The organism is Streptomyces avermitilis MA-4680 = NBRC 14893, from assembly GCF_000009765.2.
In the GTDB taxonomy this organism is placed as follows: Bacteria; Actinomycetota; Actinomycetes; order Streptomycetales; family Streptomycetaceae; genus Streptomyces; species Streptomyces avermitilis.
This window is the reverse complement of the sequence record NC_003155.5, coordinates 6,360,793-6,377,426: the sequence shown is the minus strand read 5'-3', so window position 1 is coordinate 6,377,426 and position 16,634 is coordinate 6,360,793. Positions and strand designations below refer to the sequence as shown.

Genomic DNA, 16,634 nt, shown 5'->3' with positions numbered 1-16,634 from the left:
GACAGCAGTACGAACGGGTCCCTGTGCGTGTCACCAAGCGCACAGGGACCCGTTCCCACAGGGGCCGGGGCGCCCATCCCCGGCCCGCGGCTGTCAGCCGGCGGCCGTCACCCCCCGGCCGGCAGCGCGTCGGGGGAGGGCGGTGGGCCAGTGGGCCAGGGCCGCCGTCGCCGCGTACCAGGCGACCGCGCCCGCGGCCACCGCGAACCAGCCGCCGATCCTGCCGAGACCGTCGTTGCCCGCGAAGTGCGCGATGGCCAGCAGCAGGAGCGAGACGGCGAACAGGCCGTAGGCGCCCTGGTCGAGGACGCCGCCCGCCGCCCCGAGCGTCAGGCTCAGTGCGACCAGGGCGAACAGCAGGAGGAAGAGGCCCGCGGCGTTGTCGGACATCCGGCTGCCGGCGGTGACGGCCCAGGTGAACCACAGGGCGCCGAGCGCCGAGAAGGCCGTACCGGAGGCCGCGTCGCGTTCGCGCAGGGCCAACAGGCCCGCGACGAACAGCGCCACGCCGCCGACGTAGTGGGCCACTGATACGGCGTCAGCCGCCGTCACTCCGTCGATCACGTCGGCGTACCCGAGCCCGAAGGCCAACAGGGTGATCCCGAGGGTGAGTCGGCCGACGACCGTGGTGGTGCTTCCCGCGGAGACGTCATTGTCCACGGCGGGCTCCCTTCGTACATGTGCGATGGTGCGGTGACCGAGTTATGCCCTTCACAAGGGCACAAACACCTCTACGTGTGAGTAGATTCGGGCATCTGCACAAGGGAGTCGGCCGCTCCCAGGTCTCATCTCACCTGGGACGACGGCGAGTTACGGAATAACGATGACCGGGCGCTGGGCGCGCTTCGCCAGCCGCCCCGCGACCGAGCCGAAGAGACGGCCGACGATGCCGTGCGTGGAGCCGACGACGATCGCGTCCGCCTCGTACTCCCGCCCCACCTCTTCGAGTTCGTGACAGATGTCGCCGCCGCGCTCGACCAGGATCCAGGGCACCTCGGCCAGATACTCCGCGCAGGCGAGTTCGAGCCCGAGGACCTCGGTCCGGTGGTCCGGCACATCGACGAAGACCGGCGGCTCGCAGCCGGCCCACACCGTGGTGGGCAGCCGGTTGGCGACATGCACGATGATCAGGCCCGACCCGGAGCGATGGGCCATGCCGATCGCGTACGCGAGGGCGCGCTCGCTGGACGTCGAGCCGTCGAAGCCGACGACGACCCCGTGCTTGAAGGCGGGGTCGCAGGAATGGCGTGGCTCTTCCGCCGCCAAGGGCTCGGCCGCCGTGGGATCGGCGACGGGGCGCTTGCGGTCCGCAGGTTCGAAGAATTCGTGACCGGCCATGAGTGTCTCGGCGTTTGGATCCTCGTGGGTGGGACGACAGTGTGCGGCGGAGCTGTGTCCGGGAATCATCTTCCCAACCCCATACCCCCAAGGGTACGGCGGCACGCCTCCTCTGCCCAGGCCCCGCACACGCTGCGCGGGGTTCCAGGGAGCATGCATGAGGGGGTGCCCGTAACGCAATGGTTGCTGCCCCGTACAGGCGGTTTGCACAGGGGTCGCACAGCCGTACGCCCCGCGGCCGGCGGTACCGCCGGCCGTACCGCCAGGAGTACCACCGGGCACCACAGTGACCGACCGATCGAACACGCGTTGAACCCCGTGCCACCGCCACAGGGAGCACGCCATGCCCGTATCCCGCACCTCCCCCACCTCCCGCACCTCCCCCGACGACCTGCGCCGGACTCCCGCCCAGGGGGCGCCCCCGTCCCCGGCGCGCCCTTCGGCCGCACCGCCGTCGGACACGGCGAGCGATGTCGTCCGCTGGGCGGTCTTCAGCTGCGCCCTGGTGCCCGTGGTCCTCGTCTGGTACGGCACCTCGCTCGCCGGGGCGGCCGGTACGGCGCTGGGGCTCGCGGCCGTCACCGGGGTCTGCCGGATGCTGCTGCGGCAGTCCGAGCGAGGGGCGGCGCGGCTGTCGGACGAGGCGGCCCGGCAGCGCGTCCCGCACCGGGGGCGGCACGGCAGGAGCGGTTGGCAGGGGACGGGCGGGGCACACGGGAAGAGTGGCTCGGGGGCGCACAGAGGCGGCCGCCACACGGCGGGAAATACGCCGGTCGACTGACCGGTTTCCGCGCACGCGCCCGCATACTTTCAGCCAACTTCTGACCACCGTGCACCCCTGGCTCGAACACCCCCTCACCCCCCGTTCCACCTGGGCCGAAAGGGTCTCCGGGGACCCGCGCACCCTACGGGGACCGGCCACTGGGACAAGGCGCACTTCCCTGCACGGCTCACGAGTGCAACGCTTCGTGATCGAATGCTTCACGCCAAGTTGCCATGTCGACAATCTGCCGGATGGTGAACTGGTCACGCCGGCACCACACGACACAGTAGATTCGATCATGACTGTCTTACGGCGGGGGACTCGTGCAGGACCGAGGGGAAACGTGCAGGAGCGACACAACCGAGGAGCCGCGACCACCGAGGGGGGCTTAGCAGTATGAGCCACGACTCCACTGCCGCGCCGGATGCCGCGGCCCGGAAACTTTCCGGGCGACGCCGCAAGGAGATCGTCGCGGTGCTGCTGTTCAGCGGCGGCCCCATCTTCGAGAGTTCCATACCGCTTTCGGTGTTCGGGATCGACCGTCAGGACGCCGGCGTGCCGCGTTACCGGCTGCTGGTGGCCGCCGGTGAGGAAGGCCCACTGCGGACCACAGGAGGGCTTGAACTCACCGCACCACATGGCCTGGAGGCGATCTCCCGGGCGGGCACGGTCGTCGTGCCGGCCTGGCGGTCGATCACCTCGCCACCGCCGGAGGAAGCGCTCGACGCACTGCGCCGGGCGCATGAGGAGGGTGCCCGCATAGTCGGGCTGTGCACCGGCGCCTTCGTGCTGGCCGCGGCCGGGCTGCTCGACGGCCGTCCGGCGACGACCCACTGGATGTACGCACCGACGCTGGCCAAGCGCTACCCGTCGGTCCATGTCGACCCACGTGAGCTGTTCGTGGACGACGGAGACGTACTGACATCGGCGGGTACGGCGGCCGGAATCGATCTGTGCCTGCACATCGTGCGGACGGACCACGGAAACGAGGCGGCGGGCGCGCTCGCCCGCAGGCTCGTGGTCCCCCCGCGCCGGAGCGGCGGGCAGGAGCGCTACCTCGATCGGTCTTTACCCGAGGAGATCGGCGCCGACCCGCTCGCCGAGGTCGTCGCCTGGGCCCTGGAGCACCTCCACGAGCAGTTCGACGTGGAGACGCTCGCCGCCCGCGCGTACATGAGCAGGCGTACGTTCGACCGCCGGTTCCGCTCGCTCACCGGGAGCGCTCCCCTGCAGTGGCTGATCACCCAGCGGGTGCTCCAGGCGCAGCGGCTCCTGGAGACGTCGGACTACTCGGTGGACGAGGTCGCGGGCCGCTGCGGCTTCCGCTCGCCGGTGGCGCTGCGCGGGCACTTCCGCCGCCAGCTCGGCTCCTCGCCGGCCGCCTACCGGGCCGCCTACCGGGCCCGCCGTCCGCAGGGTGAACGGCCCGTGGATCCGGACAGCGTCGTGGGACCGCCACCGGCGCTGCCGCAGGAGGCCCCGGTCCCGATGCAGACGCGCCGCACGGCGGCCGCGAGCTCACTGGGTCCGGCCGCGTCCCTGTCCACGGAACCGGGCAAACACGGGTCCCACGGATCTCATGGGTCTCACGGGTCGCATGGATCACATGGGTCACATGGATCCGAGCTGTACGCGGCCGGGCGGCCCAGCCTGCCGGGGCAGCGGAGCGCGCCGTAGGACTGCCGTGACAGCAGGGCGGGCGAGGCATCGTGGGTCGTACCACGGTCCCCCGCCCGCCCTGTTTCCGTGGTGCCGGGCCGGGTGCGGCCGCGCTCACGGAGGTGCACGGGCGGTCCGCGGAGCCGGGGCGGGCCATAAGGTAAGACACATGAACGATCGCATGGTGTGGATCGACTGCGAGATGACCGGTCTCTCGCTGTCCGACGACGCGCTCATCGAGGTGGCCGCACTGGTCACCGACTCCGAGCTGAACGTACTGGGCGAGGGGGTGGACATCGTGATCCGCCCGCCGGACGCCGCGCTGGAGACGATGCCGGAGGTGGTGCGCACCATGCACACCGCCTCGGGCCTGCTCGACGAGCTGGCGGCCGGCACGACGCTGGCGGACGCCGAGGCGCAGGTGCTCGCGTATGTACGGGAGCACGTCAAGGAACCCGGCAAGGCTCCGCTGTGCGGAAACTCGGTCGGCACCGACCGCGGCTTCCTCGCCCGCGACATGTCGGCGCTGGAGACCTACCTCCACTACCGGATCGTGGACGTCAGCTCGGTGAAGGAGCTGGCCCGCCGCTGGTACCCGAGGGCGTACTTCAACAGCCCCGAGAAGAGCGGCAACCACCGCGCGCTGGCGGACATCCGCGAGTCGATCGCGGAGCTGCGCTACTACCGCGAGGCCATCTTCGTACCGCAGCCGGGCCCCGACTCGGAGACGGCCCGCACGATCGCCGCGAAGCACGTGCTGCCCGCGCAGTAGCCGCCCCGACGGGGCCCTTCGAGGGCCCCGAAGAAAGGCGGGCGCGAGCACCCCCTCGGACCCTGTACACTTTTTCTCGGCCGGTCGGAGAGACCAAACGGAGAACCACCGGTCATGGTGGGTGTAGCTCAGCTGGTAGAGCACCTGGTTGTGGTCCAGGATGCCGCGGGTTCAAGTCCCGTCACTCACCCTGCAAGAGGCCCCGGTCCGCGAAAGCGGACCGGGGCCTCAGTCGTGTGACCTGCAACCAGTCGTGTGACCTGCAAGCAGTCGTGTGACCTGTAACACGGGACAGTGGGCGGACGATCAAGGGGCATGGATTCGTTCCACCCAGCGCCATCACCACTCTCACCGTGCTCACCCGCACCAGGGGGACTCTCCGTGCTCCGCTCCGCCAGAGGCCGTGTCGTCACCACCGTCCTCGCCGCCACCGCCCTTCTCCTCGGCGCGCAGGGCACGGCCACCGCCGCCGCGCAGCGGGCCAACACCGAGGGCGGGTACGCCCTGTGGAACGCCGACCCGGACGGCGCCACCCCGGGCGACTCCGTCCGGGCCTGCGACACGACGACCGACGGGTGGGGCATCGAGGCCCGGCTCGACATCAACCGCGACGGCACCATCGACCGCACCGCCTCCACCCGCGGGCGGACCGCGCCGTACTGCACCGCGTGGAAGAGCGGCGACATCCCCGAGGGCGCGCCGGTCGCCGTCTACGCGGTCACCGTCAGAGGCGACGACACCAAGGACAAGGGCGGCCTGATCTGGAGCCACGCGTAGGGTCCGGGACCCGTTGCGACGCATCCAGGTGTCCCGGCATCCCGCCGACGGGTGGCGGACGTTGCCCGGCGTGCCGGGACAAGGCCCCTACCGTGGCGGGCACTTCGGAGCGGGACGCGCCGCCCCGTAGGCTTCGCCCGATGCCCGCGCACCCCGAACCCGCCGAACCCCCCGAGCCCCCCGGCCCCGCCGCGTCCGTCGGGACCACCGGGACCACCGGGACCACCGGGACCACCGGGACCACCGGGACCGCCAGGATCATCCGCACCGCCCGCCTCGATCTCCTCCCCCTGCGCGTCGAGCACGCCGAGGAGATGGCCCAGGTCCTCGGCGACCCGGCGCTGCATGCCTTCATCGGCGGTGTGCCCGACACCCCGGCCGCCCTGCGCGCACGCTACGCACGCCTGGCCGCCGGCTCGCCCCACCCCGGCGTCCGCTGGGTCAACTGGGTGCTGCGGCGGCGTGCGGACGCGTGTCTGGTGGGGACCGTGCAGGCGACCGTCACGGGCGAGGTCGCGGAGATCGCCTGGGTGGTGGGCACCCCGTGGCAGGGGCGGGGCTTCGCCTCGGAGGCGGCCCAGGGCCTGGTCGACCGGCTCACCCGGCAGTCCGGGTCCGTACGCATCGTCGTCGCCCATGTCCACCCGGACCATCACGCCTCCGCGTCCGTCGCCGCCGCGGCCGGGCTGTCACCGACCGACCGGGAGCAGGACGGCGAGATTCGGTGGGAGCTCACCGTACGGGCCTGACCAGGGGTGCCGACCAGGGCCTGACCGTACGGGCCTGACCAGCGGCTGTCCGGGCAGGGGCACCAGCCACCGCGGGGCCGGGTCTACGAAGACGCCCGCCGCACCAGCTCCGACGGGAGCACCAGCTGACGTCGCTCCAGGCCCCGGGACACCGCCGGGCGCCGGTCCGCGATCTCGTCGAGGAGCAGGTCGATCATCGCGCGGCCCATCTCCTCGATCGGCTGGCGGACGCTGGTGAGCGGGGGGTCCATGTGGCGGGCGATGGCCGAGTCGTCGTACCCGACCAGTGCCACGTCGTCCGGGATACGACGGCCGGCCTCCCGCAGGACCTGGCGCGCGCCGGCCGCCATCACGTCGGAGCCCGCGAAGACCGCGTCCAGCGCCGGGCAGCGGGCCAGCAGTTCGGTCATCGCGCGCCGGCCGCCCTCCTCCGTGAAGTCACCGGCGACGATCAGGCTCTCGTCGACCGGGCGTCCCGCGTCCCGCAGCGCCTCGCGGTAGCCGTCGACGCGGCGCTGGGCGCCGTAGACGTCGAGGCGGCCGGCGAGATGGACGACGTTGCGGCGGCCCTGGTCGATCAGGTGTTCCACGGCGACCCGGCCGCCGCCGAAGTTGTCGGAGTCGACCGAGGGCAGCGTCTCCTCCGCGGATCTGCGGCCGCTGATCACCGCCGGGATCTCCAGCTGGGCAAGGAGGTCGGGCAGCGGGTCGTCCGCGTGCACCGAGACCAGCAGGACACCGTCCACCCGGTGCGCCGCCAGGTACTGGGCCAGCCGCTGCCGCTCCCGGTCGCTGCCCGCGAAGATCAGCAGCAGCTGCATCTCGGTCTCCGACAGCGCGGAGCCCACGCCCTTGAGCATGTCGGAGAAGTACGGCTCCGCGAAGAAGCGGGTCTCCGGTTCGGGGACGACCAGGGCGATCGCGTCCGTGCGGTTGGCGGCGAGGGCACGGGCCGCCGTGTTCGGGACATAGCCGAGCTCCGCGACGGCCGCCTCGACGGCCGCGCGGGTGGCGTCGCTGACCCGGGGGGACCCGTTGATCACCCGGGAGACCGTGCCGCGGCCCACCCCGGCGCGCGCGGCGACCTCCTCAAGGGTCGGCCGCCCGCCGCTCCGGCCCCGCGCTCCGTGGCCTGCCATTGGCTCCGCCTCCCGTCGACCCACACTGGCCTGGAATCTAACAGTCCCATCCGGGCCGGCGACCGGCCCCGGTGCGGCCCTCCCCGAGCCCCGCACCGGCCGAAAAGGCCTCATCGGCACCCGCCGACGGGCCTGAATACCGCCCGCCCGGAGCGAGTTGGCGCCACCTCGCGGAGTTAGTTAACAGGCCGATAACTGAACGCATCTCGCCATGTCCGCTCCCTTGACACCCCCGCCCGGACCGACGACTCTTCAACACATCACTTGTGGGAGCGCTCCCACGGTACCTGACACATACACATCCCGCACGTTCCCCGCCCGAGCCGCAGCGAACAACTAACGGGCCCAACCATGCAGTTGGCCGGGGGGTCGGCACGTCAGGGCAACAGGAGGACGCCATGCGAGCATTCACCCTCCCCCCCTCTCGGCTTCGCTCGAGCGGGGGGACCCCCATCGTCCGCCGGGCGGTGGTCCTGGCGGCGGTCGCGTCGCTGGGCGCCGGGTTGCTGGCCGGCTGCGCCGACGACAGCGGCGACGGCGCTTCCGACGGCTCGTCGTCGGACGGCAAGGGGAAAACCACCCTCACGCTGGGCCTGTTCGGCACCCAGGGCTTCAAGGAGGCCGGGCTCTACACCGAGTACGAGAAGCTCCACCCCGACATCAAGATCACTGACAACGTCGTGGAGCGGAACGAGAACTACTACCCGGCGCTCCTGAACCACCTCACCACCAACAGCGGCCTGATGGACGTGCAGGCCGTCGAGGTCGGCAACATCGCCGAGATCGTCGCCACCCAGGCGGACAAGCTCGTGGACATGTCCAAGGTCTCGGGTGTGGACAAGAGCAAGTGGCTGGACTGGAAGTGGGCGCAGGCCACGACCAAGGACGGCAGGACGGTCGGCCTCGGCACCGACGTCGGCCCGATGGCGATCTGCTACCGCAAGGACCTCTTCGAGAAGGCCGGTCTGCCCACCGACCGGGAAGAGGTCGGCAAGCTGTGGGCGGGCGACTGGAGCAAGCTGGTCGACGCGGGCGAGAAGTACAAGGCGAAGGCGCCCAAGGGCACCACGTTCATGGACTCCCCCGGCGGTCTGATCAACGCGATCCTCAGCAGTGAGAAGGAGAAGTTCTACGACTCCTCCGGCAAGGTCACCTACAAGACGAACCCGGCCGTCAAGAGCGCCTTCGACCTGACCGCGAAGGCCGCCGAGGAGGGGCTGGTCGGCGCGCAGACGCAGTTCCAGCCGGCCTGGGACACCACGATCGCCCACAGCAAGTTCGCCACGGTGGCCTGCCCGCCGTGGATGCTCGGCTACATCAAGGGCAAGTCGAAGCCCGAGTCCGCCGGCAAGTGGGACGTGGCCGCCGCGCCCAAGTCCGGCAACTGGGGCGGCACTTTCCTCGCCGTGCCGAAGAGCGGCAAGCACGTGAAGGAGGCGGAGGCGTTCATCACCTGGCTGACCGCGCCGGAGCAGCAGGCGAAGCTCTTCAAGGTGCAGGGCAGCTTCCCGAGCGCGCCGAGCGCGTACAGCTCGTCCGCGGTCACCGGCGCCAAGAACGAGATGACCGGTGACTCGCCGATCGGCACGATCTTCGCCAAGGCCGCCCAGTCCAGCCCGGTGCAGACGATCGGCCCGAAGGACCAGATCATCCAGCAGGGCCTGACCGACAACGGCGTCATCCTCGTGACGAAGGGCAAGTCGCCCGAGGAGGCGTGGAACACGGCCACGAAGACCATCGACAACAACCTGGACAAGTGACCGCCATGGCCACCCGGCACGACACCGCCGCGCCCCCCGTGAAGGAGGGGGGCGCGGCCCCGGCCCGCGCGTCGGCCGACGCCGCGCCCACCGAGGCTGAGCAGCGGCACCGGGCCCGGCTGTCCCGCCGCTGGCAGCGGGACATCCGGTGGAGCCCGTACGCCTTCGTCTCGCCGTTCTTCCTGCTGTTCCTCGCGTTCGGCCTGTTTCCGCTGATCTACACCGGCTGGGCCTCGCTGCACCAGGTGGAGCTGACCGCGCCCACCGACATGGAGTGGGTGGGTCTGCGCAACTACACGCGGATCTTCGACGACGACTTCTTCTGGAACGCGGCGAAGAACACCCTGACCATCGGCATCATCGCCACGGTGCCGCAGTTGCTGATGGCGATGGGTCTGGCCCACATCCTCAACTACAAGCTGCGCGCCTCGACCTTCTACCGGGTCGCGATGCTCGCGCCGTACGCGACGTCCATCGCCGCGGCCTCGCTGGTGTTCGTGCTGCTCTTCGGGCGCGACTACGGCATGATCAACTGGGCGCTGCACCAGGTCGGGATCGGCGCGGTCGACTGGCAGAACGACAAGTGGCCGTCCCAGTTCGCCGTCTCCTCGATCATCATCTGGCGCTGGACCGGTTACAACGCGCTCATCTACCTGGCGGCCATGCAGGCCATCCCGCAGGACCTGTACGAGTCGGCGGCGCTGGACGGAGCCAGCCGCTGGCGGCAGTTCCTGCACGTCACGCTGCCGGCGCTGCGGCCGACCATCCTGTTCACCGTCGTGGTGTCGACCATCGGCGCCAGCCAGGTCTTCGGCGAGCCGCTGCTGTTCGACGCGAACAAGGGCGCGTCCGGCGGCGCGGAACACCAGTTCCAGACGCTGGGCCTGTACCTGTACGAGCAGGGCTGGGTGAACCAGCACCTGGGCCGGGCCTCGGCCATCGCCTGGACGATGTTCCTGATCCTCATCCTGGTCGGGATCGTCAACTACGTCATCTCGCGCCGGCTGCGCGCCAGTAGTTAAGGAGTACCGGCCGTGACGACGACCCTGACGCCCCCCGCCGACAGCGCGGACAACGCCGCCGACGCCGCCAAGGCACCCCGGCGCTCGCGCCGCCCGCGCTCCGCTCGGGCCGGCGGAACGCTGCACGGCGGCCCGATCGCGTACGCGATCCTGATCCTGTTCACCCTCGGCTCGCTGTTCCCCCTGGTGTGGACGGCGATCGCCGCCTCCCGCGACAACAACCGGCTGGCGCAGACCCCGCCGCCGTTCTGGTTCGGCTCCAACCTCTTCCGCAACCTCGACGTGGCCTGGACGGACGCGAACCTGGGCGAGGCGTTCTTCAACACCACGTTCGTGGCGGGGGTCTCGGCCGCGGCCGTCGTCATCATGTCGACGATCGCCGGGTTCGCCTTCGCCAAACTGCGTTTCCGGGGCCGCGGCGCCCTGATGCTGATCGTCATCGGCACGATGATGGTGCCGCCGCAGCTGAGCGTGATCCCGCTGTACATGATGGTCGCCAAGCTCGACTGGACCGACCAGCTCCAGGCGGTGATCCTGCCCTCCCTGGTGAGCGCGTTCGGCGTGTTCTTCATGCGCCAGTACCTGATCCAGGCCCTGCCGGACGAGCTGATCGAGGCCGCCCGGGTGGACGGCGCGAGCAGCTGGCGCGTGGTGTGGCACATCGTGTTCCCGGCGGCGCGTCCCGCGATGGCGGTCCTCGGCATGCTGACGTTCGTGCAGACGTGGAACGACTTCCTGTGGCCGTTCCTGGTCCTGACACAGACCGGCAACCCGACCGTGCAGGTCGCGGTGGCGGGCCTCGGCCGCGGATACACGCCCGACCAGTCCCTGATCATGGCGGGCGCGCTGTTGGGCACGCTGCCGCTGCTCCTGGTCTTCGCGATCTTCGGCAAGCAGATCGTCGGCGGCATCATGCAGGGCGCCGTCAAGGGCTGACGCCCCGCTCCGGAGGGGCCGGGTCACCGCCGCCCCGGCCCCTCCTTCACTTCCCCTACTTTCGTCGGTCTCCCCGACCTCCGATGGGAGCGCTTCCATGCCTGAGTCCGTGACGCCCGCCTCGACTTCCGCGGCACCTGTGTCGCCCGCCGAGACCTCCGCGGCGCCTGTGGCATCCGCCGAGACCTCCGCGGCACCTGTGTCGCCCGTGACGTTTCCTCCCGCCTTCCTCTGGGGCGCGGCGACCTCCGCGTACCAGATCGAGGGGGCGGTGCGGGAGGACGGCCGCACGCCCTCGATCTGGGACACCTTCAGCCATACGCCGGGAAAGACGGCCGGTGGCGAGACCGGTGACATCGCTGTCGACCACTACCACCGCTATCGCGACGACGTGGCGCTGATGGCGGAGCTCGGCCTTGGCGCGTACCGCTTCTCGGTCTCGTGGTCGCGGGTGCAGCCGATGGGCCGGGGCCCCGCGGTCCAGCGCGGCCTGGACTTCTACCGCCGGCTGGTGGACGAACTCCTCGCCCACGGCGTCAAACCGGCGCTCACCCTCTACCACTGGGACCTGCCGCAGGAGCTGGAGGACGCGGGCGGCTGGCCCGAGCGCGACACCGCGTACCGGTTCGCGGAGTACGCGCAGATCGTGGGTGACGCGCTGGGCGACCGCGTCGAGCAGTGGATCACGCTGAACGAGCCGTGGTGCAGCGCCTTCCTGGGCTACGGCTCCGGGGTGCACGCGCCGGGCCGCACGGACGCGGCGGCTTCGTTGCGCGCGGCGCACCATCTGAACCTGGCGCACGGCCTGGGCACCTCCGCGCTGAGGGCCGCGATGCCGGCCCGCAACACGGTCGCGGTGAGCCTCAACTCATCGGTGGTCAGGACCGTTTCGGACAGTCCCGCGGATGTGGCCGCGGGCCGGCGGATCGACGACCTGGCCAACGGGGTCTTCCACGGCCCGATGCTGCACGGCGCGTATCCGGCGGGGCTGTTCGCGGCGACGGCCTCGGTGACGGACTGGTCGTTCGTCCAGGACGGCGACCTGGAGGCGGTCAACCAGCCGCTGGACGCGCTGGGGTTGAACTACTACACGCCGACGCTGGTCTCGGCGACGGAGTCGGCCCCGGCGGGCCCCCGCGCGGACGGCCACGGAGCGAGCTCCTTCTCCCCCTGGCCGGGCGCGGACGACGTCGTGTTCCACCTGACCCCCGGCGAGCGCACGGAGATGGGCTGGTCGATCGACCCGACCGGCCTGCACGAACTGATCATGCGTTACACGCGGGAGGCGCCCGGGCTGCCCCTGTACATCACCGAGAACGGCGCGGCGTACGACGACAAGCCGGACCCGGAGGGCCGGGTGCACGACCCCGAGCGGATCGCGTATCTGCACGGCCATCTGACGGCGGTCCGGCGGGCGATCACCGACGGCGCGGACGTCCGCGGCTATTACCTCTGGTCCCTGATGGACAACTTCGAGTGGGCGTACGGCTACGGCAAGCGTTTCGGCGCGGTGTACGTGGACTACGCGACGCTGGCCCGTACGCCGAAGTCGAGCGCGCGGTGGTACGCGCAGGCGGCCCGGACGGGGACGCTGCCGGGGGCGACAGCCGCCGAGTAGGCCATTGCCCGGGGGATACGGGGGGGGAAGCGGGGGACGGGGCGCGGCACCTGAGGGGGGTGCCGCGCCCCGGCCGGGTGGGGGGAGGTCCGGCCGGGGCGCGCGTTCCCCCGTGGAGGAAGGTCCGCGCGGTGCGGGGCCTACTTGTACGCGCCGAGCGCCTTCGAGAAGGCGTTCGCGTCCTGGACGATCGAGCTGCACGTCGCGTCGGCCGACGGCTTCGCGCCGCCCGCGCACTGCTTGTCGCGCGTCGCCGACCACATCGACAGCCAGCCGAGGCCCTTGGACTTGGCGAAGTTCACCAGCTGGGTCGCGTCGTCGACCTTGAAGATCTCGGACGCCACGTCGTTGACGCCGAGCATCGGGGTGACCGCGACGGCCTTCCACGCCGCGCTGTCCGACAGGCCGAGGACGCTCTTCACCTGCGCCTGCGTGGCCGTGGCCGCCTGCTCGGCGTAGGTGCCCATGTCACCGCTGTACGCGGGCCCGTAGTCCATCGCCATGATGTTGACCGTGTTGATGGACACGCCGTTCGACTTGGCGTCGGCCAGCAGGTTCACGCCGTCCTGGGTCAGGCCCTCCGGCATCACCGGCAGCGTGTACGAGACGTCGAGGCCGGGGTGGGCCTTCTCCAGCTTCGCGATGGCCTGCGCCCGGCGCGTGTTGGCGGCCGTGTTCGGCAGCGCGCCGCCCTCCACGTCGAAGTCGACCTTCGTCAGCTTGAAGGCGTTCACGACCTTCTCGTACGCCGTCGCCAGCGCGTCGGCCGATGAGCACGTCGTGGCCAGCTCGGAGCCGGAGGCGCCGCCGAAGGAGACGCGGACGTCACCGCCCTTCGCGCGCAGGTCGCCGATCTGGGCCGCCACTCCGTCACTGCCCAGGTCCGTCACACCGCCCCACTTGGGCGTGCAGCCGCCGCCGTCCGTGATGAACGCGAGGTTGTAGTCCTTCACGCCGGTGGCGCCGGCGGCGGCCAGCAGGTCGAAGGCGGGGTAGAGGGAGGTGTCGACGTAGGGGGCGAAGCCGGCGCTGGTGGTGGTGCCGCTGCCGGGGGTCTCGGAGGCCGACGGGGTGGGAGTCGGCTTCGTGCTCTGCGAGGCGGTCGCAGTGGGCGTCGGTGTCGGCGTCGGCGTCGGTGTCGCGGACTGGGTCGGGCGGCCGCTCGGCTCGGGCGTGGCGCCGTCGTCGGCGGAACACTTGACGCCGTCGATGAGGCAACCCGTCGGGTTCGCGCTGCCGTTGACGACGAAGCCGACGGTCACCGACTTGCCCGCCGCCAGCCCGTTCTTGTCCCAGGTCGGCGGCTTCACGGTGACGTGCTGCCCGCTCACGCTCGACTCGCCGTTCCACAGCGAGCTGAGCTTGGTACCGGAGGGCAGGTCGAACTGGAGCGTCCAGTCGGCCTTCGTCTGCGCGGTGTCGTTCGTGATGACGTACTGCGCGGTGTACCCCGTCGACCAGTCGCTGGTCTTGGTGTACGCGGCGCCGACACTCGCCGCCTGGGCGGTGCCGGTGAACAGGAGGGCGCCGCCGCCGACCACGGCCGCGGCGACGATGCCGCCTATCGCCTTGTTCCGACCGCTGACCTTGCGCCGGTGCGTACTGCTCATCGCGTGCCTGCCTTCGCTGCTCACGGGGTGCCCCGGGGGTCCACACGGGATTTCCAGGGGTGGGTGCGGCAGCACGCTAGCGATCCGGAATCGGGCAAACCGCTTGATCCGGGCGGGGGTTGCGGATCTTAGGGTGCGCTTAAGGAAGGCATCGGGGGCGGTTAAAGGTAGAGACCAATTGGGTGCCGCTCACGCGGAAGCATCACCTCGCCGCTGCCGCTCACGCGGAAGCGTCACCTCGCCGCCATGCGCCACCGACGCCGTACGGACCCCCGGTGTCCGCGTCGCACCGGCGCCCGGCCGTCCAGCTGGATCCAGATCCGGACCTCCGTCCCGCCGAGCACCGACGAGCCGATGCGCACATCGCCGCCCGTCGACTCCGCGAGGCGGCGCACGATGTCCAGCCCGAGCCCCGTCGAGCCGTCGCTCCCCGAGCCGCGGCCCCGAGCCATCGCCGCCTCGGGGTCGGGGATTCCCGGCCCCGCGTCCGACACCAGCACGATCACCGCGTCCTCGCCGTTGTGCACGTCGACCGCGAACGCCGTGCCCTCCGGGGTGTGCCGGAACACGTTCCCGAGCAGCGCGTCGAGGGCGGCGGCGAGGTCGGCGCGGGCGACGGGTATGCGGACCGGCCGGTCCGCGCCCGCGACCCGGACCTTGCGGCCCTCGTCCTCCGCGAGCGCCGACCAGAAGTCCATCCGCTCGCGCACCACTTCGGCCGCGTCGCACCCGGCGCCGAAGCCCGGCGCGGCGGTCTGCGGCTTGGCCTCCCGGGCCGTACGGATGATGGTGTCGACCTCGCGCTCCAGTTGTGCGACGGCCGCCCGGGTCTGCTCGGCGGCCGGCCCGTCGCCGAGCGAGGCCGTGTTCAGCCGCAGCACGGTCAGCGGCGTACGCAGCCGGTGGGACAGATCGGCCGCCAACTCCCGCTCATTGGCCATCAGTTGAACGACCTGATCGGCCATCGAGTTGAACGCGACCGCCGCCAGCCGCAGTTCGGTCGGCCCTTCCTCGGGCACCCGTGCGCCCAGCTTTCCCTCCCCCAGTTCGTGTGCGCCCTCGACCAGGCGCTGAGCCGGCTGCACCATCCGCACGCCGAGCCGGTCGGCGACCGCGACCGAGCCGATGATCAGTGCGACCCCGACGGCGGCGAGCACCGCCCAGGCCGTGCCGACGCCGTTGCTGACCTCGGACTCGGGGACGTAGACCTCGACGACGGCTATCTCGCCGGAGCTGAGCGCGGTGGGCTGGAGCAGCGTGGAGCCGCCCGCGACCTCCGCGGTGGAGGCGCGGCCCAGCTTCCGGGTGGTGGTGATGTCCTTGTCGGCGGCGCGCTGCCGCCCGATGTCGGACGCCGCCTTGCCGTCGCTCGCCGGCAGGTGCACGGCCATCCCCTCGTCCGAGGCCGCGGAGGCGACGACGCGCTCCAACTGGTCCCGGTCGGTGGTGATGGAGAGCGCGGGCGCGACGGCGGCGGCCTCCCGCTCGGCGTTCGAGAAGGCCCGGTCGCGCGCCATCTCCTTGATCACCAGGCCCAGCGGGACCGCGAAGGCGACCACGACCATCGTGGTGACCGCCACGCACACCTTGACCAGTGCCCATCTCATGGCAGCGGCTCCCCCTGTGATCGCGCACCCCACGACGGCTCGCCCCGCGGCGGTTCCAGCTTCACTCCGACGCCCCGCAGGGTGTGCAGATAGCGAGGCTTCGCCGCCGTCTCGCCCAACTTGCGCCGCAGCCACGACAGATGGACGTCTATGGTCTGGTCGTCCCCGTACGACTGCTGCCAGACCTCGGCGAGCAGCTCGCGCCGCGCCACGACCACACCGGGCCGTCCGGCCAGGAAGGCGAGCAGGTCGAACTCGCGCCGGGTGAGATCGAGTCGTACGCCGTCCAGCTCGGCCTGGCGGCGCAGCGGGTCGATGGCGAGCCCGCCGACCCGGATCACGGTCGACGGCGGCGCCTCCCCGGCGGCCGAGCGTGCCCGCCGCAGGACCGCCGCCATGCGCGCGGCCAGGTGTTCGACCGAGAACGGCTTGGTCAGATAGTCGTCCGCGCCCGCGTTGAGCAGCCGGACGACCTCCGTCTCGTCGTCCCGCGCGGTGGCGATGATCACCGGTACGTCGGTGATTCCGCGCAGCATCTTCAGCGCCTCGGACCCGTCCAGATCGGGCAGTCCGAGGTCGAGGATCACGACGTCGAAGGAGAAGTGGGCGACCTCGCGCAGCGCCTCGAGGGCGGTGCCGACGCTGCGCACGGTGTGCGCGGCCTCGGTCAGATGCCGGATGAGGGCCGAGCGTACGAACTGGTCGTCCTCGACCACGAGCACACTTGCCATGGGCGGCACCGTACGCCATACGGGTCAGGGGCATCCGGAGCCTGTGGACAACTCCACAGGGCACGCGCCGGACAACTCCGGCTGTGCGTGATCCATCAGACATCCGTGCGATGCCCGGAGACACCCGTGGGGCGGGTGAGGCAGTATGACCCG

General features: G+C 71.3%; 15 protein-coding genes and 1 tRNA gene. 10 read left to right on the top strand and 6 right to left on the bottom strand.

Annotated features, from left to right (window positions below; genetic code table 11):
- Positions 1 to 93 precede the first annotated feature (93 nt).
- Positions 94 to 660 (bottom strand): GPR1/FUN34/YaaH family transporter, encoded by a 567-nt coding sequence (locus SAVERM_RS27175; RefSeq protein ID WP_010986668.1) that lies wholly within the window; start codon positions 658 to 660, stop codon positions 94 to 96.
- 150 nt (positions 661 to 810) lie between these two features.
- Positions 811 to 1,338, bottom strand: coding sequence for a universal stress protein (locus SAVERM_RS27170; protein WP_010986667.1), 528 nt, complete (start codon positions 1,336 to 1,338; stop codon positions 811 to 813).
- A gap of 343 nt (positions 1,339 to 1,681) precedes the next feature.
- Here SAVERM_RS27170 and SAVERM_RS27165 point away from each other — a divergent pair, with 343 nt between their 5' ends.
- From SAVERM_RS27165 to SAVERM_RS27140, 6 genes are all read left to right on the top strand, one after another.
- Entirely contained in the window at positions 1,682 to 2,119 is a 438-nt protein-coding gene (locus SAVERM_RS27165; protein ID WP_010986666.1) for a hypothetical protein, read from the top strand.
- 378 nt (positions 2,120 to 2,497) lie between these two features.
- Complete coding sequence (locus SAVERM_RS27160) at positions 2,498 to 3,778, top strand: helix-turn-helix domain-containing protein (protein WP_010986665.1); 1,281 nt, start codon at positions 2,498 to 2,500, stop codon at positions 3,776 to 3,778.
- Positions 3,779 to 3,929: 151 nt separating this feature from the next.
- Positions 3,930 to 4,532 carry an oligoribonuclease gene (gene orn / locus SAVERM_RS27155; RefSeq protein ID WP_010986664.1) on the top strand — a complete coding sequence of 201 codons (603 nt, stop codon included), beginning with the start codon at positions 3,930 to 3,932 and terminating at the stop codon, positions 4,530 to 4,532.
- A 117-nt stretch (positions 4,533 to 4,649) separates the two neighbouring features.
- Positions 4,650 to 4,722, top strand: a tRNA-His gene (locus SAVERM_RS27150).
- 191 nt (positions 4,723 to 4,913) lie between these two features.
- Entirely contained in the window at positions 4,914 to 5,309 is a 396-nt protein-coding gene (locus tag SAVERM_RS27145; protein WP_037649853.1) for a hypothetical protein, read from the top strand.
- 140 nt (positions 5,310 to 5,449) lie between these two features.
- Positions 5,450 to 6,058 (top strand): GNAT family N-acetyltransferase, encoded by a 609-nt coding sequence (locus tag SAVERM_RS27140; RefSeq protein WP_010986662.1) that lies wholly within the window; start codon positions 5,450 to 5,452, stop codon positions 6,056 to 6,058.
- A gap of 83 nt (positions 6,059 to 6,141) precedes the next feature.
- Here the strand turns inward: SAVERM_RS27140 and SAVERM_RS27135 are convergent, their stop codons facing one another.
- Complete coding sequence (locus SAVERM_RS27135; protein WP_010986661.1) at positions 6,142 to 7,197, bottom strand: LacI family DNA-binding transcriptional regulator; 1,056 nt, start codon at positions 7,195 to 7,197, stop codon at positions 6,142 to 6,144.
- A 398-nt stretch (positions 7,198 to 7,595) separates the two neighbouring features.
- Here SAVERM_RS27135 and SAVERM_RS27130 point away from each other — a divergent pair, with 398 nt between their 5' ends.
- The 4 genes from SAVERM_RS27130 to SAVERM_RS27115 all read left to right on the top strand — a co-directional run bounded on the left by SAVERM_RS27130 (position 7,596) and on the right by SAVERM_RS27115 (position 12,533).
- Positions 7,596 to 8,957: an ABC transporter substrate-binding protein gene (locus SAVERM_RS27130; RefSeq protein WP_010986660.1), complete on the top strand. Its 1,362-nt coding sequence runs from the start codon at positions 7,596 to 7,598 to the stop codon at positions 8,955 to 8,957.
- A gap of 5 nt (positions 8,958 to 8,962) precedes the next feature.
- A complete protein-coding gene (locus SAVERM_RS27125) occupies positions 8,963 to 9,979 on the top strand; it encodes a carbohydrate ABC transporter permease (RefSeq protein WP_010986659.1) in 1,017 nt (338 codons plus the stop codon).
- A gap of 12 nt (positions 9,980 to 9,991) precedes the next feature.
- On the top strand, positions 9,992 to 10,915 hold the full coding sequence (locus SAVERM_RS27120) for a carbohydrate ABC transporter permease (protein ID WP_010986658.1): 924 nt from the start codon (positions 9,992 to 9,994) through the stop codon (positions 10,913 to 10,915).
- 199 nt (positions 10,916 to 11,114) lie between these two features.
- Positions 11,115 to 12,533: a GH1 family beta-glucosidase gene (locus tag SAVERM_RS27115; protein WP_242432155.1), complete on the top strand. Its 1,419-nt coding sequence runs from the start codon at positions 11,115 to 11,117 to the stop codon at positions 12,531 to 12,533.
- A 140-nt stretch (positions 12,534 to 12,673) separates the two neighbouring features.
- On the opposite strand, the gene SAVERM_RS27110 is transcribed toward SAVERM_RS27115, so the two are convergent.
- The 3 genes from SAVERM_RS27110 to SAVERM_RS27100 form a co-directional block, all read right to left on the bottom strand.
- Complete coding sequence (locus SAVERM_RS27110) at positions 12,674 to 14,143, bottom strand: glycoside hydrolase family 18 protein (protein WP_010986656.1); 1,470 nt, start codon at positions 14,141 to 14,143, stop codon at positions 12,674 to 12,676.
- Between the two features lie 233 nt (positions 14,144 to 14,376).
- The gene (locus SAVERM_RS27105) at positions 14,377 to 15,750 is read right to left on the bottom strand and encodes a sensor histidine kinase (RefSeq protein WP_010986655.1); all 1,374 of its coding nucleotides are present in this window, start codon (positions 15,748 to 15,750) and stop codon (positions 14,377 to 14,379) included.
- Complete coding sequence (locus SAVERM_RS27100) at positions 15,747 to 16,481, bottom strand: response regulator transcription factor (RefSeq protein ID WP_037649855.1); 735 nt, start codon at positions 16,479 to 16,481, stop codon at positions 15,747 to 15,749. Before SAVERM_RS27100 ends, SAVERM_RS27105 begins: the two co-directional genes overlap by 4 nt.
- Between the last annotated feature and the right edge of the window lie 153 nt (positions 16,482 to 16,634).